The organism is Actinoplanes sp. KI2 (assembly GCF_025630775.1).
In the GTDB taxonomy this organism is placed as follows: domain Bacteria; phylum Actinomycetota; class Actinomycetes; order Mycobacteriales; family Micromonosporaceae; genus Actinoplanes.
The window spans coordinates 51,245-71,356 of the sequence record NZ_JAOSZE010000016.1 but is presented as its reverse complement, the minus strand read 5'-3'; the positions used below and the strand labels follow the sequence as shown (position 1 = coordinate 71,356).

Here is a 20,112-nt window from a genome sequence, read left to right as displayed (position 1 = left end):
TTCAGCCCTGCGGACGGGCCCAACGCCTCTCACCGGCCGGGTTCGGCCTGGCGATGGGGATGGGTGAGGAGCTATGGCGGGAGAGCTGGTGCCGGAGAACGTCGACGTCAAGGTCGGGTCCCTGTTACACGTGGCCGGCGACGACCAGGAATGGGTGTTTCGGGCCAAGGCCACCAGCGGCGACACCCTCTTTGTCGTCGCTGCCAGCGGCGACGACCGGTTCGCGCCTCCGCCACCGGGGACCGAGGTACACGTCAGCTGGAACATTCCGCCGAGCCGCTACCTGATCGACGCCGTGTTCGTCGGCCCGGTCAGCCCGACCGCCGCCGAATGGGAGCTCAGGGCGACCAGTGAGCCGAAACCGAGCACCCGTCGCTCGTTCTTCCGCGGTGGTGGCGGCGAAGACATCATGCTGCGCGCTGTGGGCTCGCCGCTGTGGAACGAAGCCCGGGTGGTGAACCTCAGCGAAGGTGGTGTGCGCTTTCGCTGCGTGAACCTGCAACCGATCGCCGGAGAGACCATCGAGGTCCAGATCGCTCTCGGCGATGACCTCGTCGAGGCCAGTGGGATGGTCCTGTCCGCCAAGGAAATCGCGCGGAGGGAGTACGAGGCAGTGATCTCGTACGAGCTCGGCGAGAAGGAAAGCCAGCAGGTGCGCCAGTACCTCATGACCTGGCAGCTCGAGCAGCGCCGCCGCGAACGGGACGACTGGTGACATCGTCGGTGCGCGCGCACAGGAACGGGCGGGCCAGCACCAGGGCCGCGGTCGTGAGCAGGACCCCGAGGTAGACCGGGGCCAGATGGACGAGATCGGTGTAGCCGATCGCGATGTGCACCGCGATGGCCGGGCCGAAACCGGCGGCGGCGGCGAGCGCCAGCGCCCACCACACCCATGCCTCGCCGCGTCGCCACCCCCATGCGCTGAGCAGGATCACCGCGAGCGCGGCGGCCATCAGGGCGCCGCCGAACCCGGCCCGATCGTGGGCGATGAACGGCATCAGCCGCGGGTTGACCGCATGCAGATGGGCGGCCTCGACGCCCAGATATCCCAGGTCGGTGGGGACGAAGACCGACGTGAGCCCGACGACGGAGACCACCGCGCCGCCGATGAGCAGGCCCAGCCCGGTGCTGATCATCAGGAGCTGGCCGGTCAGGGCTCGTCGGCGCAGGTGCTCCGGGCCGCCCCGGCGAAGACGCCACCGGGGTGCCGCCGGGCGGCGCCACACGGCGAGCGCGAACATGGGGAACAGCACCACCGTGACGGCGGTGTGCAGCGGCTCCAGGAACCCGGACGCGAGGAAGTAGAACAGCGTGGGGAAGCCGACGGCGCCGGAGACGAGATAGGCGTCCCGGGCCCAGCGCCAGCCGTGCCGGATGCCGCCCCAGGCGAGCCCGCCGTAGAGCACTCCGATCGCCACCATGGTGCCGGCCATGGTGATCCGGTCGTGCTGGAGGAACGGCGGCAGCCGGCCGTTGAGGGCGAGCAGGTGCTCCCGGTGCATGCCGAGGTAGTCGTTGTCGTACCACATCAGCAACGGCCCCAGGGTGATCGCTGCGGCGCCGAGGCCCGCGCCGATCATGCCCAGGCCCACCAGAACGCCCCACACCCAGGCGGGCCAGCCGCGGGGATCGCCGGGAACGTCGCGCAGGCTGTCGGGCGTCCCGGTCGGCGTTTCGGCCTCGATCACCCGCTGGAACCAGCCCGGACCGGCGCTGACCAGTACGCCGGGGGTGGCCAGGACCGTCACGTCCGGATCGCCGAGTGCGGTCGTCGCCGCGGCGACCGCCGGCTGGTCGAGGCGGACCAGGTCCGGTTCGGTGCCGCTGACCACCCGGTCGACGTGGGGTGCCACCTGGGCGCCGACCGCCGGATCGGTGACCCGGGCGATGACCGTGCAGCGCCGTGCGGCCGTGGCCCGGCGGACCGCCGGGACGTCTCGGGGCCCGACCGGACCGACCTCGATGACGCCGGCGCCCTGCACCGGCAGGGCCCGGATCGCGTCCCGCGCGACCGACACGGGCACGGTCGCCCCGAGCCGGCCGACAAGGTGCGGGGGCGGCTCCGGGTGGGCGAACGCCCGGCCCATCAGCCGGGCGCCTCCGGGCAGGGAGGTCAGCGTGGCCAGCGCCCGCAGCGCCGCGCGCTGTGAGCGGCGGCGGCCGAGCAGCGCCGCGGCGAGCGGGCGAAGCGGGTGGTACGTCCAGTCCGGCACCGCGCCATGCTCACACAATCGGCCCCGGTCGCCCACCCCAGCCCAGAACCGGAGCCATCGCGCTCAGCGTGACGCGCTCCGGAATCAGCCGGGCGGCCAGGTCGCGTGCGAGGGTCGCGGGTGGCCAGCTCAGTTGCCCGGCACGCCCGAGCCGGGCGGAGCGGCGGGTGATCGCCTGGGTACGCGGGCGGCGCAGCCGGTCGTACCGGGCGAGCGCGCCCGCGGTGTCCGCGGCGTCGGCGAGGCAGGCGGCCAGCGTCGCGGCGTCCTCCAGCGCTTGGCAGGCGCCCTGGCCCAGGCTCGGCGTCATCGCGTGGGCGGCGTCGCCGAGCAACGCCGTGCGGCCCGAGACGAACGACGGCAGGGGCGGCAGGTCGTACAGATCGTGACGCAGCACGCCGTCCGGTGGTGTGGCCGCCAGCAGAGCGGGGATCGGGTCGGGCCAGTCGCCGAACCGGCGGCGCAGCTCGGCGTACTCGCCGTCCGGGCCGGCGGAGCCCTCCGGCGTGTTGGCGGTGGCGAAGCAGTACACCCGGCCGCCGGTCATCGTCGTGTACCCGAACCGTGCCCCACGCCCCCAGACGACGGCGCCTTCGGCCGGCGCCTGTGCCGGCCGGGCGACCATGCGCCAGGCGGTGTGCCCGGCGTAGCGGGGGGCGTACCCCGGCCAGAGTTGTTCCCGCAGCACGCTGCGCATACCGTCGGCGGCAACCACCAGGTCGCCCTCGGGTACGGCGCTGACCTCGGCACCCGCGCGGAGAGCGCCGGACGGCAACGCCGCGAGCAGGACCTCGACGAGGTCGACGCGGTGCACCACGAGCAGCGGGTAGCCGAAGCGACGTTCCAGCTCGGCCGCGTGGGTACGCGACAGCCAGCGCCCGGCGCGATCCCGGACGCCGCCGCAGCGTTCGACGGCGCCCACGGCAGTCACCTGCTCACGCAGGCCGAGCATCTCTAGTGCCCGCAGCGCGTTCGGCCACAGCGACAGGCCCGCGCCGACCTCGGTGAAACGGCCGGCCCGCTCCAGGACGGTGACCTTCCAGCCGGCCCGGTGCAAGGCCACAGCCGCGGCGAGCCCCCCGATGCCGCCGCCCACCACGGTCGCTGTTCCGTTGATCATGAGGCCAGCGTAGTGCGGGTCTTTTGCGGCGCTCAGCTCACGCGGTAGGCCCGCGTGATCGTCACCTCGACCCACTGGCCGTTGGTGGCGAGCAGGCGGGCGCGCAGGCTCACGTAGCCGGCCTGGCCGGGGTTCGTCACGTCGGCCAGCCAGGAAGAGCCGACCTTGCGTACGGCGGCCGAGCGCCACGTCTTCCCGCCGTCGGAGGACGAGAGCAGGGTGGCGGACTTGCCCGTGACCGAGCCGAAGCGCAGGTCGGGGCCCGGGTAGCGCCGGTCCGGGCGGATCTGCACGGTGGTCTTCGTGCCGGGTTTCGCGCTGTTCGTCAGGCTCAGGCCGAGCGGTATCAGCTGCGGAATGATCACGTCGGCCACCCGGGCCGGCGCCTTCGCGGTCACGTACATCCGGAAGGTCGCGTCGGCGCGCGTGGAGAGCATGGTCGACGGGTACGCCTGGTCCGGCCGCCACCGCTGCCCGTTGACCTTCAGGGTGTACCAGCCGTTCTTCGTCACCTTCGCGGAGAAATAGGGGTCGCCGTCGCGCCAGTCGGTGCGCCACAGCGACCTGATCACCTTGTTGTCCGGGCCGTAGAGCGTCACCAGGGATCGCTCGCTGCCCTCGCTGCCCCAGGTCCCGGCCGAGGGGTCGGTGAACATCGACGACGTCATGAAGCCGATCGAGCCGTTGCCCACCGCGGGCAGTTCCCGGGCCGGGCCCCACGCCGAGCTGAGCAGCGCCTGCGCGGTGGACTTGCCGCCGACCAGCTTGACGGTACGCGGGAGGAAGCCGATGAAGGCCTGCTCGCCGTTCTTCTGCACCGCGGACCAGTCGGTGTCCACGGTCCACGTCCCGGCCATCGCGTGCACCTTGGCCACGGCCGGCATCTCCCCGCTGTACATCGTGATGCTGTTGCCGTCCTGGCACGCACCACTCGCGGTCATCCGCACGCCCACACTGTCCCCGGCCGAGGGGCCGCTGCGAACGTAGTTGGTAATCGTGGCGAGCGACGCCGTGTGGAAGGTGTGGGTCAGCGTCGTCGGAACGGTCGTGGCGGAGCCGGCCACGACGTAGGCCTCGTTGTGCAGGGCATCCTGCTGGTTCTGCCAGTCCGAGGAGTAGGCGAACCGCAGGTACTTGGAATTGTGCGGAATGACGTAGAGCTTCCCCGGCTTGTTCCAGGCGCCCGTCCGCCCGAAGGAGTCCGGCCCCACGCAGATGAACGCGTTCAGCGTCTGGTTGAACGCCGGCCCGGGGGCCTTGTCCAGGTTGACCGTCAGCGGCTTGCCCCACCGGGCGTCGAGCGTGGTCTTGGTGGTCCCCGAGACCGTCACCACGCGGGCACTCATCGTGTCGCTCTGGTCGCGGCTGGTCCAGATGTCGCCGACGATCGCGTAGATGCCCTTCGGCAGCACCCACCGGGTCTTGTTACCGGTGCCCTTGTACTCCTCGTTGGTCGCCACGTTGACGACGGTCAGCCCGGTGGAGACCTTCGCGCCGGTGCGGTCGTAGGTCGCGACAGTGAGCGAGTTGGTGGCCGCCGAGGCCGACCCGGTGGTAGTCAGCAGGGCCATCGGCAAAAGACACAGACCGGCCACCACCGACTTGTACATGCGCCGCACGCCAACTCCAGCCCCTGATCCAGTTGAGATGCTGGATGTTAGCAATCGACCGCCGCACCCGCTGTCCCACTCGATCGCGGAGCCCTAAAGCTGCGTCACCGCGGCGTCGATCGAGGCGCGCAGCTGGTGGACGACCGCGAGGGCCGGCGCTTCTTCCTCGGTTTCCGCCCAGAGCTCGTGCCACTCCGAATCGTCGCCGACGATGCGATCCAGGGCTCGAACTGCCAGGGCCGGGACGTCGCCCGCTACGTCGATGCTGCCGCCGTCGAGGAGGAACTCCGGCGCGTACGGGGAGGTGATCGCGGCGCCGCCGGGCAGCTGGGAGGCGACGATCGCGGCCGCGGCGATGGCGTCCACCGCCAGATCGCTGTCGAGGTAGTCGTCGCCGTTGTCGAGGACCGCGGTGAAGGCACTGCGCACCATGGCGGGCCGCAATGCCGGAGTCGCGTCCTCGAGATCGCCGCACCAGTCGGCGGCGCTGTCATTGTCGAACGGACCGATGTCCCAAGTGCCCACTGGATGCTCCAACAGGATCGATGTTTGTTCCGACGGCAGGATCGCACGGATCCTGTGGCGGCTCGGGCTGTGGCGGCTCGGGCTGTGGCGGCACCCGCCGGATGCCGCGGCCGAGGCCGATTAGGACAGACGCCAGCGGGCCTCGGGCGGGCCGTCGCCCGGGGCGTAGACCAGCCATCTCGCGGCGGTGGCCGGGAAGTCGAGCTCGTTGGCGGTGGCGCACTGGGTGAGCAGCCGCAGCTCGTGGTTGTCGTTGTCGAGCAGCTTGAAGTCGGTGGTTTCCCAGGTCGGGGAGCCTTCGGTGACGGTCGCGGTCAGCCGGATCGCTATCAGCGGGCCGCCGAAGCAGGGCGCGTTGAACACGGTGACGGCGCCGGGGGTCAGGTGCAGCTCGTTGTCGGCGTCCGCCAGCACCAGGGTCTCGGTCGGGCCGAGGTTCTGCGCGTTCGGGTTCCGCGGGGTCATGCCCTGGTCGAGCAGGATGCCGGCGACGCGCTCGAGTTCCTCCTCGGAGGGGCCCTCGGTCTGCTGTGCCGGCGCGGCGCCGCCGAGCGAGAACGGGTGGCCGGTCGTCTCGCCGGAGTGGCCGGAGTGGAGCACGAGCAGGACGAGCCGGGCCACGATGACGACGCCGATCAGACCGCCGACGCCGCCGCCCAGCCAGGCGCCGGCCGGTTTCGGCGCCGACTTCTTCTTGGCCGCCTGCTCGGCATCCCAGTCCCACATGCGCGCGCTCCCCGTTGCTGGTCCGGGGATCATAGACGAGTTACTCACGCCCGTCGTTGCCCGAGGAGGCGATGGACGCCGCGATCCGCGCGTCGGGCTCGCCGGGTGCGCGGGAGGTCTTGGGCCGGGCCAACCCGGCGGCCGCGCGTGGAGCGTCAGCCACGACGGCGCCGGGCGCGTTTGGCGGGACTTGTCGTAAATCCCGTATTTTATGGTGGTTTTAGTCAGCGTCGGGAAGGCCGATGGCGAAGGCGTCCTCGAGGTCGTGCTTGGAATAGGCGCGGAAGGCGATGTGTGACTCCGTGTTGACCACGCCGGGGGTCTTGGAGATCTTGCCGGCAATGACCTCGGCGATGTCGTCGAAGCGGGAGACGCGGACGATGGCGATCAGATCGACGTTGCCGGCCACCGAGTAGACCTCGCTGACGCCGTCGAGGGCCGCCAGCGCCTCGGCCACCTCGGGAATCGAGTCGGTGGCGCAGTCGATGTGCACGATCGCGGTGTTCACCTGGTGGCTCCTCGGCGTTGAGAGCGGAACGGTCGCGACCATGCTATCGGCGCGCGGCAGGCGTGGGATCCGGACGGGTCGATCGCGGACCGCGATCAGACGCTCAGGTCGTGCGGCGACGCGATCCGGGGGACGTGGACGGTCAGGCCGCCGGGGGCCCGGATGGCGTCGGTCAGGTGCTCGCCCCCGTGGATCTCGGCGTGCGGCCAGAGGACCGTGCGGGTGGCGCTGCCGTGGACGCGGGCGTGCGGGCCGATCACGGATTCGCTGACCCATCCGAGGATCTCGGCGGTGGGGTCGATCAAGGCGCGGCCGTTCGCGGCGTGCAGATTGGCTCTCAGGTAGTCGGCGGGAGTGCCGGTGTCGAGGTAGACGCCGTCGTAGGGGATCAGTTCGAGCTCGCCGGCCGCTTCGGCGGGACGCCACGCGGTGCGGACCAGGTCGCCGTGGCCGTCGGGGAGGTCGCGGACGTAGCGCCACGGCAGCAGCGAGAAGCCGGCGAAGCGGCGGCCGCTGAACCCGCCGGTGGCGCCCGGCAGGACCGGCTTGGTGAGCAGCCGGACCGTCTCGCCGGACCAGCCGTCCAGCATGACCGCGAGGTCCTCGCCGGGGGAGCGGTGCGGGTCGGCGAGGTAGGCGTCCGCGTTGCCGATCAGGACGCCGCGGCCGTCGATCCAGGATCTGAGGCGGGCCACGCCGCCGGCGGTGCCCAGCGGCGCGGGCTCGACCGAGAGATGGGCCCGGTCGCCGACATGGGCGACGATCCGGTCGGCAAGGTAGGCCGCGTTGACGGCGGCGGGCAGGCCCAGCGCGGCCACCCGGGCCAGCGCCCGGTCGAGCAGCGGGACGTTGCCGACCGGGCAGAGCGCCTTGGGCAGCTCCTCGGTCAGCGGGCGGAGACGCTGACCCTCGCCGGCGGCCAGGATCACGGCGCCGATCTCGGGCATGTCGCTCACTCGGCGTTGGCCATCGGGCCGATGCCGTAGCGGCCGAGGAGCAGGGCCGTGTTGGCGCTGAGCCGGGGGAGGTCGTCGACCGGGAACCAGGCCGCCTCCAGCACCTCGGCGCCGTCCACCACCAGCGGCGTGGTCGACGCCGGGACCGAGGCGAGGAAGACCGTGTCGACGACGCCGACCACGTGAATGACCGCGTTCGGCGAGGCGGCGGTCATGTCGGCGGGGTCGACCCGGACGCCGGTCTCCTCGAAGAGCTCGCGGGCCGCGCCGACCACCGGCTGCTCGTGCTTCTTCAGCAGGCCGGCCGGCAGGCCCCAGCCACCGCGGTGCGGCTGGCGGAGCAGGACCAGGCGGTCGGGACCGTCGGCCACCTCCGAGTCGCGCAGGATGGTGACCGCGCCGACCACGTACCGGGGCGAGATCAGCTTCGCCAGCCCACGGCGTACGGGCAGCGGCAGCCGATAGAACGTCAGGTACGCCAGTCCGCGCACTCGCCGAGGGAAACTCACGTCAGCAAGGCTAACGGCGATCGCCGAGTGGCTCAGTCCGGGTGGTCGACGAGGGCGATGAGCTGCTCGACCACGGCGTCCGGCTCGAGGGTGCGCTCGCAGACGGCGACCAGCATCGTCTCGAGGTCGGGGTAGCCCAGCTCCTCGGCGAGCCGGCGCAGCGGCACCTCGCTGGCCAGGCCCCGGTCGTGCTTGCGCAGGGTCAGCCCGATCGTCGCCCGGCCCAGCCGCACCTTGTCGGCGATGCTCATGCCGGGCTCGTTCTTGTCGTCGAAGAACTTGTTGATCTGGAGCTGGGCGGTGCTCGACTTGACGAAACCGAGCCACTCCTTGCGCGGGCCGCGCGGCGCGTTCGGCTCGACCTCGACGTGGCCGTCGGACTCGGCGAAGATCTCGATCACGTCGCCGTCGCGCAGCGGCGAGCTCAGCGGGGCGAGGCGGCCGTTGATCGTGGCGGCCAGGCACTGGTCGCCGGTCTCCGGGCTCAGCTCGTACGCCAGGTCGACCGGGGTGGAGCCGCTGGGCAGCTCGAACCCCTGCCCGTGGGCGAAGACGGTGATCTGGGCCTCGGCGAGGTCGCACCGCAGCGAGGCGAGGAACTGGGCGGCGTCGGTGGTGTCCTGCTGCCAGTCGAGCACCCGCTTGAGCCAGGAGAGCTGGTCGGCGCCGGACGGGTCGTGGGTCTCGGCGACCTTCGGATAGCGGTAGCTGGTGGCGACGCCGTACTCGGAGTACTGGTGCATCGTCTCGGTGCGGATCAGCACCTCGACCAGGCGGCCGTCGGGGCCGGTGACGGTCGTGTGGAGCGAGCGGTACAGGTTGTTCTTCGGGGAGGCGATGAAGTCCTTGAAGCGGCCGGCGACCGGGCGCCACTGGCCGTGGATCGCGCCGAGCGCCGCGTAACAGTCGGTCGGCGGGCCGTCCACGATCACCGCGATCCGGGGCAGGTCGAACGGGACCTGATGGTCGCCGGCGACCGTGTCCTTCCAGATCGAGTAGTAGTGCCGGGGCCGAGCCCGTACCTCGGCCGATACTCGCTGGCGGCGCAGCGCGCTGCGGGCCTTCGCGGAGACCTCGTTGAGGTAGTCGTCCCAGCCCGGGCGGTTGCGGACGTGGTCGTCGATGCGCGCGTACGACTCCGGCTCGAGGTGGTAGAGCACCACGTCGTCGAGGTCGCGCTTGAGGGCCTGGATGCCGAGCCGGTCGCAGAGCGGGACCAGCACGTCGAGGGTCGCGGTGGCGATCCGGGCGCGGCTCGCGGGGGAGCGGGCATCGAGCGTACGCATGTTGTGCAGCCGGTCGGCGAGCTTGATCACCAGCACCCGGACGTCCTTGCCGGCCGCGACGATCATCTTGCGGATGGTCTCGCCCTCGGCCGCCTTGCCGTAGAACGCCTTGTCGAACTTGGTCACGCCGTCGACCAGGTGGGTCACCTCGGGGCCGAAGTCGCTGTGCAGCGCCTCCAGCGTGTAGCTGGTGTCCTCCACCGTGTCGTGCAGCAGGGCGGCGACCAGGGTGGTGGTGTCCATGCCGAGCTCGGCGCAGATCTGGGCGACGGCGAGCGGGTGCGTGATGTACGGATCGCCGGACTTGCGCATCTGGCCGCGGTGCATGTTTTCCGCGATCGCGTAGCCGCGGCGCAGGACGCCGGCGTCGGCGGAGGGGTGGATGCCGCGGTGGGTCTTGGCGAGCCGAACGACCGGGTCGTCGTCGTTGCCCGGGAAGCTCAGGAACGAGCGGAGGCGCTGGGAGAGGGAACCACTGGTGGGCGCTTGCGTGGGGAGGGCACGTCCAAGGGCGGCGCCGTGGCCGGCGTCGACGTCCACTGGACACCCCCTCACCGCTCGGTCGCCCGGGCCTTGTAGGGGTCCCGAGCGATCCGCCTGGCAAATCACCGTGAAATCACCCGAACCAACACGGGGATTGCACCTGCCTTACAGCCTAAGCGAGCGAGCGTCATCCGAACGGTCAGTTACGGATGAGCGAACGGACGAGTCTTTCCCCGAAGCCGCGGCTTCTGCCCGATTGAGCAGGGCGGTGAACCGCGCGGCGCCACGAACCGGTGACACCCAGTCGCCGGAGGTTTCCACCAACCGGGTGTCGGGCCGCTCGAGCCACGCGAGGATCCGCTCGGTCTCCTCGGCGCTCGCGGCCGGCACCGGACCCGGTCCGGGTAGGACCGTCTCGGCGGTCATCCGGGCCGCGTCGAGGGTCGGGCGGGGATGCTCGCGGGGCGGCGAGGTGGCCGCGGCGGCGAGCCGGCCGTGCCGCACCACGATGATCTCCCACCCGCCGACGGTGTCCCGGCGGGCGGCGACCACCTCGGTGAGCCGGGTGAGCGCTGACAGCCGCTGCATCCGGACGGTCGCGCGGAGCAGGGCGATCAGACGGCTGCGCAGGACCGCCGCCTCCTCGTAGCGCTGGTGCTCGGAGAGGGCGTCGATGCGGCCCATCAGCGCGGCGACGACGATCCCCGGGTCGCCGTGGATGGCGGTGCGGAACGGCAGGGCGGCCGTCGACGCGTACAGCTCCGGGGTGATCTTGTGCTCGCACGGCGCCGGACACCTGCCCAGCTCGGCCAGCGCGCAGGCCGGCGTGGGCGTGCGGATGGACAGGGTGTGACCGCACTGGCGCAGCGGCAGCGCGTCGTAGACCCCGGCGGCGGCCAGCTCGGCGGTGCGCCGCGACGAGAACGGGCCGAGATGGGCCGAGCCGTCGTCGGTGAGGCGGCGGACGATCGACAAGCGCGGGTACGGCTCGTCGGTGAGCCTCAGCCACACCACCCGCTCGGGATATTTGGACCGGCGATTGTACGGCGGGGAGTGTGCCGCGATCAGCCGCAGCTCGCGGACCTCGGCCTCGAGCGAGTGGGCGCACTCGACCGCCTCGACCCGGGTGGCGGCGCCGAGCATCTCGGAGATCCGGGCCCGTTTCTCGCTCGCGGTGAAGTAGCTGCGGACGCGGGTGGCGATGTCTTTCGAGGTGCCGACGTAGAGCGGCCAGTCGTCGGCGGCCCGGAACACGTAGACGCCGGGCACGTGCGGCAGGCCCTCGGCGAGGTGCCGCTGGCGGCGCTGGGTGGGGGTGACCGCCTTGGCGAACTCGATCGCGTCGCCCAGCGTGTGCACCCGGAAGCTGCCCAGCCGCTCGATCAGGCCGTGCAGCACGTCGACCGTGGCCCGGGCGTCGTCGAGCGCGCGGTGAGTGGGCTGGACGGCGGCGTGGAAGAAGTGGGCGAGCGTGGCGAGCTTGCGGTTGGGCACCTCGTCGCGGGTCAGCGCCCGGCGGGCCAGCGCGGCCGTGTCGAGCACCCGCGGATTGGGCCAGGGATAGCCGTGCCGGGCACAGGCGGCTTTCAGGAAGCCGACATCGTACGGCGCGTTGTGCGCCACCAGGACCGACCCGCGCAGGAACTCGAGCAGGCTGGGCAGCACCGTCTCGATCGCCGGGGCCGGCGCCAGCATGGCGTCGGTGATGCCGGTCAGGACGGTGATGAACGCCGGGATCCGCTCGCCGGGATTGACCAGGGTCGCGAAGACGCCGAGCTCCTCGCCGCCGCGCACCTTGACCGCGCCGATCTCGGTGACGCCGGCGCCGTCGGCGGCGCCGCCGGTCGTCTCCAGGTCGAGCACCACGAACGTGGTCTCGGCCAGCGATTGCGCCGCCGGGTCGGCGAGAAGTGTGTCCAGAGTGCCCTGGACATATGCGGGTTGTGCCACGGCGGGGAGATTAGAGCGGGGGTACGACAAGAACGCCGGGCCGGGCGAGAAAGATCGCTTGCTTCGACAAGCTTTTTTGCGGTCCACGGTGTGAGAATGGGTAGATGTCCGAGCCCGCGTTTCCCGCCGACTGCCCCGATGCGGAGGCAGCTGTCCCGGCGGAGCTGGCTCAGGACGTGGAATTTGTCCCGGAACCGATCCTTCCCGAGCCGGTCCGTCAGCGGATCACCGCTCTCGCCGCGGCGGTCCTGCCGGGCCTGCCGGCCGACGAGATTCCCGTGGCGCTGCGACGGGTCGCCCGTTTCGCCCCAAATCGCCGGGCTCGGCTGGGCGGTCGCGAGATCGCCGCGCAGCTCACCTCCGATCCGCTCTTCCGGCAGCGGATCAGCGGCCGGATCGTCACCGAGGCGGGTGATCTGGGCGCCGCCGTGGTCGCCGGGATGGCGCCGGCCGCCGCCGACCCGGTCGAGGTCGCCGCGCTGGCCTACCTGACCCGGCCGGAGGGCTGGCGGGACCTGATCGAGGGGGCCGGCGAGGCGGTCCGGGCCGAGGCCGACAGCGCCGCCGTGGCGAGCCAGATCCGCGAGGCCGAGCAGCGGGCCGTGCGCGCCGAGCACGACCGGACGGTCGCCAAGGTCGAGGCCGACAAGCTGCGCGACGAGCTCGCCCGGGTCCGCGAGGAGCTGGGCGCCCTGCGCGAGGAGGCGCGGACCACCGCCAAGGCCCTGCGCGAGACGCAGGTGGCGCAGAAACGCGCGAGCGACCTGCTGGCCACCGAGAAGGGACGCGCGTCGCGCATCGCGGCCGATCATGACGCAGAGGTACGCCGGCTGAAGGCGCGCCTGGCCGAGGCGGAGGCGCTGGCCGCCACCGGCAAGCAGAGCGCCAAGGATGCCCGGGCCGCCGACGACGCCCGCCTCTGGCTGCTCGTCGAGACGATCGGGCAGGCCGCCTCGGGGCTGCGCCGCGAGCTGGCCCTCGGCCCGTCCGAGAAACTGCCGGCCGACTTCGTGGCGGACGCGGCCGCCGACCGGCCCGGCTCGCCCGAGCGGTCCCGGGCCCGCGCGCAGGACACCGACGACCCCGGCCGGCTCGACCAGTTGCTCGCGCTGCCCCGGGCGCACCTGATCGTGGACGGATACAACGTGACCAAGCGCGGTTTCGCCGAGATGTCGCTCGAGCAGCAGCGCAAGCGGCTGATCACCGGGCTGGGCGGGATCGCGGCGCAGACCGGCGACGAGGTCACGGTGGTCTTCGACGGCGCCGAGCGGGTGCACGGGCTGCCACCGACGCCGCGGGGCGTCCGGGTGCTGTTCTCCCGCAAGGGCGACACCGCCGACGAGCTCGTCCGGCAGTTGGTGCGGGCCGAGCCGGCCGGCCGCCCGATCGTGGTGATCTCGTCCGATCGCGAGGTCGCGGACGGCGTGCGGCGGCACGGCGCCTACCCGATGGGCGCGGACTCCCTGCTCAGGCGCCTCGCTCGCAGTTGATTGGATTTTTTGTCGTACCCCTTGCCTAGCGTGACGGTCACCGGTGGTGGTCGCAGGGCCACCCGGGTGAGGAGGAGTGATGATCGTCGACTGCGGTCGCTGCGCCGGTCGGTCCGACGCGTGCCGGGGTTGCCTGGTCAGCGCGCTGCTGGACACCCCCGACGGGATAGCCGACCTGACGCCCGGCGAGCTGCGGGCCATCGAGACGTTCGAGCTGGCCGGCTTCGACGTGGAGATTCTGGACACCCCGGAGCCACCGGTGGTGGTGCCGATGTTCCCCCGCCGTCACGTGGCGTGATCTCTCTAGGATTGTCCGGATGATGACGTCGCGGGCCTGGGCCGTCGGCACCCTCGTTGTGTTGCTCGTGGTGCTCGCCGTCTTCGCCGCCGTGTCCATCCCGTGGCATCGGCCGCCCGCGCCCCGGGCCGACCAGCTGGCCGCGCTCGGTTCGCTGCCGGCCGACAAGGTCGCCCGGGCCCGGCAGTTCCACGCCGCGTTGCGCCCCGGGTCGTACGGCGCGATGGCCATCGGCCTGGTCGTCGCCCTGGTGCTCGGGCTCACCCCGCTCGGCGCCTGGATCGTCACCCAGGCCGGCCGGCCGTTCGGCGGCAACTGGATCGCCCAGGCGCTGCTCGGCGGCCTCGCCGTGGTGCTGGTGGCCGAGGTGAGCACGCTGCCGTTCGCGGCCTGGCGGCACGTCATCGTGGTGCGTTACGGCATCTCCACCCAGTCCTGGGGCTCCTGGACGGTCGACCTGCTCAAGTCGTGGGCGGTCGGCGCGGTCATCGGCGGCGTGGCGCTGCTCGGCTTCTACACGATCACCCACTTCGCGCCGCACTGGTGGTGGGCGTTCGGCGCGGTCGGCGCGGCCGGGCTGGTGGTGCTGCTGTCGTTCGTGCTGCCGGTGCTGGTCGAGCCCGTGTTCAACAGGTTCACCCCGATGGCGGCCGGCCCGCTGCGGACCGAGCTGATCGCGCTCGCCGATCGGGACGGCGTGCCGGTGCGCGACGTGCTGGTGGCCGACGCGTCCCGGCGTACCCGGGCGGTCAACGCGTACGTGTCCGGGCTGGGCCCGACCCGGCGCATCGTCGTCTACGACACCATGCTCACCGAGGCCGCGCCCGACGAGGTGGTCTCGGTGGTGGCGCACGAGCTGGGCCACGCCAAGGACAACGACGTGCTGATCGGCACGGTCCTCGGCGCGCTCGGCACGGCCGCCGCGGTGATCGCGCTGTTCCTGCTCGGCTCGTGGTCGGGTCTGCTGCGGCTGGCGAACGTCGACTCGATCGGCTCGCCGCAGGCCATCGGGCTGATGCTCGCCGTGGTCACGCTGGCCGGGCTGGTGGCCGGCCCGGCCCAGGCGTACGTGTCGCGCCGCATCGAGGCCCGGGCCGACGCGCACGCGCTGGCGCTGACCGGCGCCCCGGCCACCTTCGAGGCGATGCAGCGCCGGTTGGGCACGGTCAACCTGTCCGACCCCGACCCGCCCACCTGGGAGTACGTGATCTCCGCCTCGCATCCGTCCACGGTGGAGCGGATGGCCGCCGCCCGCGCCTACGCCCGGGGTGAGCGCTGATGCGCCGCACCCTGCTGGTGACCAACGACTTCCCGCCCCGGCCCGGCGGCATCCAGCAGTTCGTGCACAACCTGGCGGTGCGCCAGCCGGCCGGGTCGCTCGTCGTCTACGCCTCGACGTGGAAGGGCGCCGAGAAGTTCGACGCCGAGCAGCCGTTCGAGGTCGTCCGCGAGCCGACCGGGGTGCTGCTGCCCACGCCCGGGGTGGCCCGGCGGGCCGCGGCGCTGGCCCGGGAGCACGGCTGCGACCGGGTGTGGTTCGGTGCGGCCGCCCCGCTCGGGCTGCTCGCCGACGGGCTGCGGCGCACCGCCGGGATCACCCGCGCGGTCGCGCTCACCCATGGGCACGAGATCGGCTGGGCCGCACTGCCCGGCGCCCGGCAGTTGCTGCGGCGCATCGCCCGCGGCAACGACGTGGTGACCTACCTGGGGGAGTACCAGCGCACCCGGCTCGACCGCGCCCTGCACGGGCTCACCGACCTGCAACGGCTCGCCCCCGGCGTCGACGTGACGGCGTTCCACCCCGGCGTGGACGGCTCGGCGGTCCGCGCCAAGCACGGCCTCACCGACCGCCCGGTGATCGTCTGCGTCTCCCGGCTGGTGCCGCGCAAGGGGCAGGACATGCTGATCCGGGCGCTGCCGGCGATCCGGCGCCGGGTGCCCGGCGCGGCGCTGCTGCTGGTCAGCGGCGGGCCGTACCGGGCCAAGCTCCAGCGCCTGGCCCGCGAGCAGGGCGTCGAGTCCGATGTGGTCTTCACCGGTTCGGTGCCGTGGGCCGAGCTGCCGGCGCATTATGCGGCCGGCGATGTGTACGCGATGCCGTGCCGCACCCGCGCGGCCGGGCTCGACGTGGAGGGGCTCGGCATCGTCTACCTGGAGGCGTCGGCCACCGGGCTGCCGGTCGTCGGCGGCGACTCCGGCGGCGCGCCGGACGCGGTGCGCGAGGGCGAGACCGGCTACGTGGTCGGCGGCCGGGATGTCGACGCGCTGGCCGCCCGGCTGACCGAGTTGCTCGCCGATCCGGCCCGGGCGAAGGCGATGGGCGCGGCCGGCCGGGCCTGGGTCGAGCAGGAGTGGCGCTGGGAGAAGCAGGCCGAGCGGATGAGTCGCCTTCTCGAGGCTGAGTGAAGGGGATGAGTGAAGGGGATGAGTGAACGCCGGAACCCGATAGACGCGCCCGGCGGGTGGGCGTAGGAAGGGCACAGAGACCCCCGAAACGGAGCCTCCGATGCCGGACGCGACATCCCCCGCCCCGCAGGACGAAGTCCAGCACGAGCTCGAAGAGGGTGAGCTGGCCCTCCCGTACTGGCTGACCAGCACCGAGGAAGCGGCCAACACCTCGTTCTGGACGATGGTCCGCCGGCTGCCCAAACTGCTCGGCGAGGCGTGGCTGCTCGCCTGGCGGGCCGACCGCTTCACCACCGCGAGCGTCGCCGTGCTCCAGATCGCGAGCGGCGCCGCGAGTGCGCTCGGGCTGATCAGCGTGGTCGGCGTCTTCAACGGGCTGCTGACGGCCGGGCCGACGCCGGAGCGGGTGCGGGCCGCCATCCCCTCGCTGCTCCTGCTGATCGGCGCGGCCGCGCTGCGCGGCGCGCTCACCTCGGCGGCCGCCGCGGCCAACGGCCGGCTGACCCCCAAGGTCTACCAGGCCGCCGAGATGCGGCTGCTCACCCTCACCACCCGGGTCGACCTGCCGACCTTCGACGACCCGTCCTGGCGGGACGCCATGGAACGCGCCCGCGACCGCGGCATCCACGCCGCCGAGCAGCTTGTCGACCTGGCCGTCGAGCTCGCCACCGACCTGGTCGGCATCGCCGCCGCGGCCGGCGTGCTCGCCGTGCTGCACCCGGTCCTGCTGCCCATGCTGGTGCTCTCGGTGCTGCCGGTGACCTGGGCGGCGGTCCGGTCCGCGCGGCTCGAGCGCCGCCGGGTGCTGCGGCTGATCGCGCTGTGGCGGCGGCAGCGGATGCTCTACGAGCTGCTCGCCGCCCGCGAGCCGGCGCCCGAGCTGCGCGCCTTCACCCTGCGCGAGTTCATGCTCGCCCAGGTGCGCCGGCTGCTCCAGCTCTCCACCGACGAGGAGATCCGGGTCAACACCCGGCGGGTGCGCACCTCGCTGATCGGGACGGCGCTCGGCGCGGTCGCGACCGGCCTCACGTACGCGGTGCTGTTCTGGTTGCTCTGGACCGGGCGGATGGAGCTGGCCGCGGGCGGCGCCGCCGCGTACGCGATCAACATGGGCATCGGGAAGCTCCGCGAGCTCAGCCTCACCGCGAACCGGCTCTTCGAGCAGGGCCTCTACTTCGACGACTTCCAGGGCTTCTGCGAGCTGTCCCGGTTGCGGGCCGAACCGACGCCGGGCGGCGTCGCACCCCACGGCTTCCGGGAGATCAAGCTCGACCGGGTCACGTTCCGCTATCCCGATGCCGACAATCCGGCCGTACGAGACATCAGCCTGACGCTTCGGCAGGGCGAGGTGATCGCGCTGGTCGGCGAGAACGGCTCGGGGAAGTCCACGCTCGCCGCCGTGATCGCCGGGCTGTACCGCCCGCAGGAGGGGAGCGTGACCTGGGACGGGTACGACGTGACCGGGGCTGGACCCGGACACGCTGCGGGAGCGGGTCGCCGTGGTCATGCAGGAGCCGACCCGGTGGCCGCTCTCCGCCCGCGCCAACATCACCATCGGCCGGCACGATCGGGCGGTGACCCTGCAGACCGTGCACGACGCGGCCCGGGCCGGGGACGCGCACGACTTCGTGATGGAGCTGTCCCGGCAGTACGAGACGCTGCTGTCCCGGCACTTCACCGACGGCGCCGACCTCTCCGGCGGGCAGTGGCAGCGGCTCGCGGTGAGCCGGGCGTTCTACCGGGATGCGCCGCTGCTGATCTGCGACGAGCCGACCGCGAACCTGGACGCGCGCGCCGAGCACGACGTCTATCGGCGGCTGCGGGAGCTGGCGGCGGGCCGTACGGTCGTGCTGATCACCCATCGGATGGCGAGCGTGCGGGACGCCGACCGGATCTACGTGCTGGACCACGGCGCGATCGTCGAGGAGGGCGACCATCCGGCGCTGATGGCGACCGGCGGGATCTACGCCCAGCTGTTCACCCTGCAGGCCAGCGCGTACCAGTCGGCGTGAGCCCCGTCGCACCGGGGTGCGCCGCAACATTCTCGTGGCAGAGTTTTCTCATGGACCCGCTGGGCTTGGCGGTCATCGTCGCCGTTCTGCTGGTCGCCACGACATTCGGTCTGTGGCGGCGGCGCACCGACGGCATCATTCGCGACGAGGCCGAGGACAGGAAGAGGCGCGCCGAGATCCTGGCGGCGGCCGGCCTCGATGCGGTCGAGTTGCCCGACCATTCGGCGCCCGCGTCGACGGCGACCGTCGCGGCCAAGGCGGCCTCGGCCGCGGCGGCCGTGGCGCTGCAGGGTACGCCCGCCGGGCCCGCGCCGGTCCGCCCGATCGCCGCAGTCGAGCCCGGGACGGTGGTGCCGGACCGGGACGAGCAGCCCGGCGTCGTCGAGGACTCGGCGGCGGATCCGAGCGCGGCCGGTGCCCGGCTCGCCCCGGGCCTGCTGGACCGCCTGGGGATCGGCCCGGCGGAGGTCACCCTGCTGCAGTTCTCGTCGGCGTTCTGCGCGCCTTGCCGGGCCGTTCGCCGGGTCAGCGCCGAGGTTGCCGAGCTGCTGCCGCGCGTGCAGCACGTCGAGATCGATGCCGAGAGCCACCTCGACGAGGTCCGCGAGCTGGGCATCTGGCGTACCCCGACCCTGCTCGTCCTGGACCGTGCGGGACGGGTGGCGAAGCGGGCCACCGGCGTGCCGAGCAAGCCGCAGCTGATCGCGGCGATCGGCGAACTGATGCCGCCCGCCGAGTCTTAGGCGGCCGCCGCCTCGACCAGTTCCGGTGGGGTGTGTGCCGGGGGCGTGGCGTCCGCCCGGGTCAGCGTGCGGACGCCCGGAATGAGCAGCTGCGACACCGCCGACGCCAGCAGAATCCCGGCGCAGACGGTCAGGACCGGGTGCACGCCGAACCGGGCCGACAGCGGGCCGGCCAGCGCGTTGCCGATCGGCATGGCGAGGAACGAGGTCAGCGTGTCCCAGGAGGCGACCCGGCCGAGGGCCGCCCGGGGCACCTGATCCTGGATGGCCGTCTCCCACGCCACGTCGAAGAAGATCAGGCCCGCCCAGCCGATGACCGCGCCGGCCAGCACCGCCACGAGGGTGGCGGGCCACACGTACGCGAAGGCCCAGATCGGCATCAGCATGAGCGTGAGCCAGCCCGCCCGGAGCAAACGGCGGGGTTTCCAGCGCAACGCGACCGCCGCGCCGATGACGCCGCCGAGGCCCTCGGCGGCGGCGATGAAGCCGGCGGCGGGGGCGCCGCCGAGCCGCTGCACGGCGATCATCTGCACCAGCACGAGGATGACCCCGTTCGCGATGTGGTAGACGGTGGCGCTGAACAGGCCGCCGATCAGCCAGTCGCGGCTGCTGACCTCGCGCCAGCCGGCCCGCAGCTCGTGCAGCATCGGCGAGCGCGGGCCGCGGGTGGCCCGGGTGCGCAGCAGCAGGCAGGCGGCCATCGAGGCGAGGAAGCTGGCCGCGTTCACCGCGAAGCCGGCCGGGGCGCCGAACGCGGCGACGATCAGGCCGCCGATCGCGGGCCCGGCCACCGAGCTGCCGGTCTGCAGCATGCTCAGCGTGGCGTTGGCCGACTGCAGGCGATCGGCGGGGACCAGCAGCGGGCGCAGCGCGGTCATCGCCGGGTTGAAGAAGCTGCCGGCCCCGGAGGAGACCGCGACCAGCGCGCAGAGCAGCGGCAGGTGATAGCCGCCGCCGGCGAACATCACGGCCATCGCGGCCGCGGCGAGCAGGCGGATCAGGTCGGAGACGACCATGACGCGCTGCGGCTGGAGGCGGTCGGCCCAGACGCCGCCGAACAGCGAGCAGGCCAGCAGCGTCGCGAACGAGCAGGCCATCACGGTGCCGAGATCGCCGGCGCCGCCGCCGGCCCCGAAGATCGCGACGGCGAGGGCGACGGTCTGGAAGCCGTTGCCGATCCAGGACAGGGTCTGGCCGGTGGCGAGCAGTCGGAAGTCGGAGATCATGCAACGTAGAATAATTAGGCGTCGAACTATTAGCAAGCTAAATATCGGCCA

18 protein-coding genes and 1 pseudogene are annotated in these 20,112 nt (G+C 72.5%); 8 read left to right on the top strand and 11 right to left on the bottom strand.

Annotation, left to right across the window (positions count from 1 at the left end):
* The first annotated feature begins 73 nt into the window (after positions 1 to 73).
* Positions 74 to 715, top strand: a complete 642-nt coding sequence (locus tag ODJ79_RS18380; RefSeq protein WP_263024702.1) for a hypothetical protein — start codon at positions 74 to 76, stop codon at positions 713 to 715.
* Here the strand turns inward: ODJ79_RS18380 and ODJ79_RS18375 are convergent.
* The 10 genes from ODJ79_RS18375 to ODJ79_RS18330 all read right to left on the bottom strand — a co-directional run bounded on the left by ODJ79_RS18375 (position 666) and on the right by ODJ79_RS18330 (position 11,886).
* On the bottom strand, positions 666 to 2,213 hold the full coding sequence (locus ODJ79_RS18375) for a hypothetical protein (RefSeq protein WP_263024701.1): 1,548 nt from the start codon (positions 2,211 to 2,213) through the stop codon (positions 666 to 668). The two genes, ODJ79_RS18380 and ODJ79_RS18375, sit on opposite strands and share 50 nt — an antisense overlap.
* A 10-nt stretch (positions 2,214 to 2,223) precedes the next feature.
* Positions 2,224 to 3,333 (bottom strand): FAD-dependent monooxygenase, encoded by a 1,110-nt coding sequence (locus ODJ79_RS18370; RefSeq protein ID WP_263024700.1) that lies wholly within the window; start codon positions 3,331 to 3,333, stop codon positions 2,224 to 2,226.
* Between the two features lie 32 nt (positions 3,334 to 3,365).
* On the bottom strand, positions 3,366 to 4,904 hold the full coding sequence (locus ODJ79_RS18365) for a hypothetical protein (protein ID WP_263024699.1): 1,539 nt from the start codon (positions 4,902 to 4,904) through the stop codon (positions 3,366 to 3,368).
* 132 nt (positions 4,905 to 5,036) lie between these two features.
* A complete protein-coding gene (locus ODJ79_RS18360) occupies positions 5,037 to 5,468 on the bottom strand; it encodes a DUF4259 domain-containing protein (RefSeq protein WP_263024698.1) in 432 nt (143 codons plus the stop codon).
* 120 nt (positions 5,469 to 5,588) lie between these two features.
* On the bottom strand, positions 5,589 to 6,194 hold the full coding sequence (locus ODJ79_RS18355) for a hypothetical protein (RefSeq protein ID WP_263024697.1): 606 nt from the start codon (positions 6,192 to 6,194) through the stop codon (positions 5,589 to 5,591).
* A gap of 220 nt (positions 6,195 to 6,414) precedes the next feature.
* Positions 6,415 to 6,702, bottom strand: a complete 288-nt coding sequence (locus tag ODJ79_RS18350) for an Lrp/AsnC family transcriptional regulator (RefSeq protein ID WP_127501252.1) — start codon at positions 6,700 to 6,702, stop codon at positions 6,415 to 6,417.
* A 95-nt stretch (positions 6,703 to 6,797) separates the two neighbouring features.
* A complete protein-coding gene (locus tag ODJ79_RS18345) occupies positions 6,798 to 7,649 on the bottom strand; it encodes an NDP-sugar synthase (RefSeq protein ID WP_263024696.1) in 852 nt (283 codons plus the stop codon).
* 5 nt (positions 7,650 to 7,654) lie between these two features.
* Positions 7,655 to 8,167 carry an NUDIX domain-containing protein gene (locus tag ODJ79_RS18340; protein ID WP_263024695.1) on the bottom strand — a complete coding sequence of 171 codons (513 nt, stop codon included), beginning with the start codon at positions 8,165 to 8,167 and terminating at the stop codon, positions 7,655 to 7,657.
* A gap of 32 nt (positions 8,168 to 8,199) precedes the next feature.
* Positions 8,200 to 9,993, bottom strand: a complete 1,794-nt coding sequence (locus ODJ79_RS18335) for a RelA/SpoT family protein (protein ID WP_263024694.1) — start codon at positions 9,991 to 9,993, stop codon at positions 8,200 to 8,202.
* Positions 9,994 to 10,101: 108 nt separating this feature from the next.
* Positions 10,102 to 11,886, bottom strand: coding sequence for a DEDD exonuclease domain-containing protein (locus ODJ79_RS18330; RefSeq protein ID WP_263024693.1), 1,785 nt, complete (start codon positions 11,884 to 11,886; stop codon positions 10,102 to 10,104).
* Positions 11,887 to 11,990: 104 nt separating this feature from the next.
* On the opposite strand from ODJ79_RS18330, the gene ODJ79_RS18325 reads away from it, so the two are divergent.
* The 7 genes and pseudogenes from ODJ79_RS18325 to ODJ79_RS18295 all read left to right on the top strand — a co-directional run bounded on the left by ODJ79_RS18325 (position 11,991) and on the right by ODJ79_RS18295 (position 18,835).
* Entirely contained in the window at positions 11,991 to 13,376 is a 1,386-nt protein-coding gene (locus ODJ79_RS18325; protein WP_263024692.1) for an NYN domain-containing protein, read from the top strand.
* A gap of 79 nt (positions 13,377 to 13,455) precedes the next feature.
* Positions 13,456 to 13,674, top strand: coding sequence for a hypothetical protein (locus ODJ79_RS18320; RefSeq protein ID WP_263024691.1), 219 nt, complete (start codon positions 13,456 to 13,458; stop codon positions 13,672 to 13,674).
* A 22-nt stretch (positions 13,675 to 13,696) separates the two neighbouring features.
* Positions 13,697 to 14,953, top strand: a complete 1,257-nt coding sequence (locus ODJ79_RS18315) for a M48 family metallopeptidase (RefSeq protein WP_263024821.1) — start codon at positions 13,697 to 13,699, stop codon at positions 14,951 to 14,953.
* On the top strand, positions 14,953 to 16,080 hold the full coding sequence (locus ODJ79_RS18310) for a glycosyltransferase family 4 protein (protein WP_263024690.1): 1,128 nt from the start codon (positions 14,953 to 14,955) through the stop codon (positions 16,078 to 16,080). Before ODJ79_RS18315 ends, ODJ79_RS18310 begins: the two co-directional genes overlap by 1 nt.
* A gap of 100 nt (positions 16,081 to 16,180) precedes the next feature.
* Positions 16,181 to 17,485: pseudogene (locus ODJ79_RS47015) on the top strand (ATP-binding cassette domain-containing protein); the annotation flags it as partial.
* Positions 17,486 to 17,585: 100 nt separating this feature from the next.
* Positions 17,586 to 18,092, top strand: a complete 507-nt coding sequence (locus tag ODJ79_RS18300) for an ATP-binding cassette domain-containing protein (RefSeq protein WP_263024820.1) — start codon at positions 17,586 to 17,588, stop codon at positions 18,090 to 18,092.
* A 50-nt stretch (positions 18,093 to 18,142) separates the two neighbouring features.
* The gene (locus tag ODJ79_RS18295; protein WP_263024819.1) at positions 18,143 to 18,835 is read left to right on the top strand and encodes a thioredoxin family protein; all 693 of its coding nucleotides are present in this window, start codon (positions 18,143 to 18,145) and stop codon (positions 18,833 to 18,835) included.
* Here the strand turns inward: ODJ79_RS18295 and ODJ79_RS18290 are convergent.
* Positions 18,832 to 20,061 (bottom strand): MFS transporter, encoded by a 1,230-nt coding sequence (locus tag ODJ79_RS18290; RefSeq protein WP_263024689.1) that lies wholly within the window; start codon positions 20,059 to 20,061, stop codon positions 18,832 to 18,834. The genes ODJ79_RS18295 and ODJ79_RS18290 overlap by 4 nt on opposite strands.
* Positions 20,062 to 20,112 lie beyond the last annotated feature (51 nt).

What these genes read in the sequence shown, in the direction of transcription:
- ODJ79_RS18380 (WP_263024702.1), top strand. Translation starts at nt 74, where the DNA reads ATGGCGGGAGAGCTGGTGCCGGAGAACGTCGACGTCAAGGTCGGGTCC.
- ODJ79_RS18370 (WP_263024700.1), bottom strand. Translation starts at nt 3,333, where the DNA reads ATGATCAACGGAACAGCGACCGTGGTGGGCGGCGGCATCGGGGGGCTC.
- ODJ79_RS18365 (WP_263024699.1), bottom strand. Translation starts at nt 4,904, where the DNA reads ATGGCCCTGCTGACTACCACCGGGTCGGCCTCGGCGGCCACCAACTCG.
- ODJ79_RS18355 (WP_263024697.1), bottom strand. Translation starts at nt 6,194, where the DNA reads ATGTGGGACTGGGATGCCGAGCAGGCGGCCAAGAAGAAGTCGGCGCCG.
- ODJ79_RS18345 (WP_263024696.1), bottom strand. Translation starts at nt 7,649, where the DNA reads ATGCCCGAGATCGGCGCCGTGATCCTGGCCGCCGGCGAGGGTCAGCGT.
- ODJ79_RS18325 (WP_263024692.1), top strand. Translation starts at nt 11,991, where the DNA reads ATGTCCGAGCCCGCGTTTCCCGCCGACTGCCCCGATGCGGAGGCAGCT.
- ODJ79_RS18320 (WP_263024691.1), top strand. Translation starts at nt 13,456, where the DNA reads ATGATCGTCGACTGCGGTCGCTGCGCCGGTCGGTCCGACGCGTGCCGG.
- ODJ79_RS18315 (WP_263024821.1), top strand. Translation starts at nt 13,697, where the DNA reads ATGACGTCGCGGGCCTGGGCCGTCGGCACCCTCGTTGTGTTGCTCGTG.
- ODJ79_RS18310 (WP_263024690.1), top strand. Translation starts at nt 14,953, where the DNA reads ATGCGCCGCACCCTGCTGGTGACCAACGACTTCCCGCCCCGGCCCGGC.
- ODJ79_RS18300 (WP_263024820.1), top strand. Translation starts at nt 17,586, where the DNA reads ATGCAGGAGCCGACCCGGTGGCCGCTCTCCGCCCGCGCCAACATCACC.
- ODJ79_RS18295 (WP_263024819.1), top strand. Translation starts at nt 18,143, where the DNA reads ATGGACCCGCTGGGCTTGGCGGTCATCGTCGCCGTTCTGCTGGTCGCC.
- ODJ79_RS18290 (WP_263024689.1), bottom strand. Translation starts at nt 20,061, where the DNA reads ATGATCTCCGACTTCCGACTGCTCGCCACCGGCCAGACCCTGTCCTGG.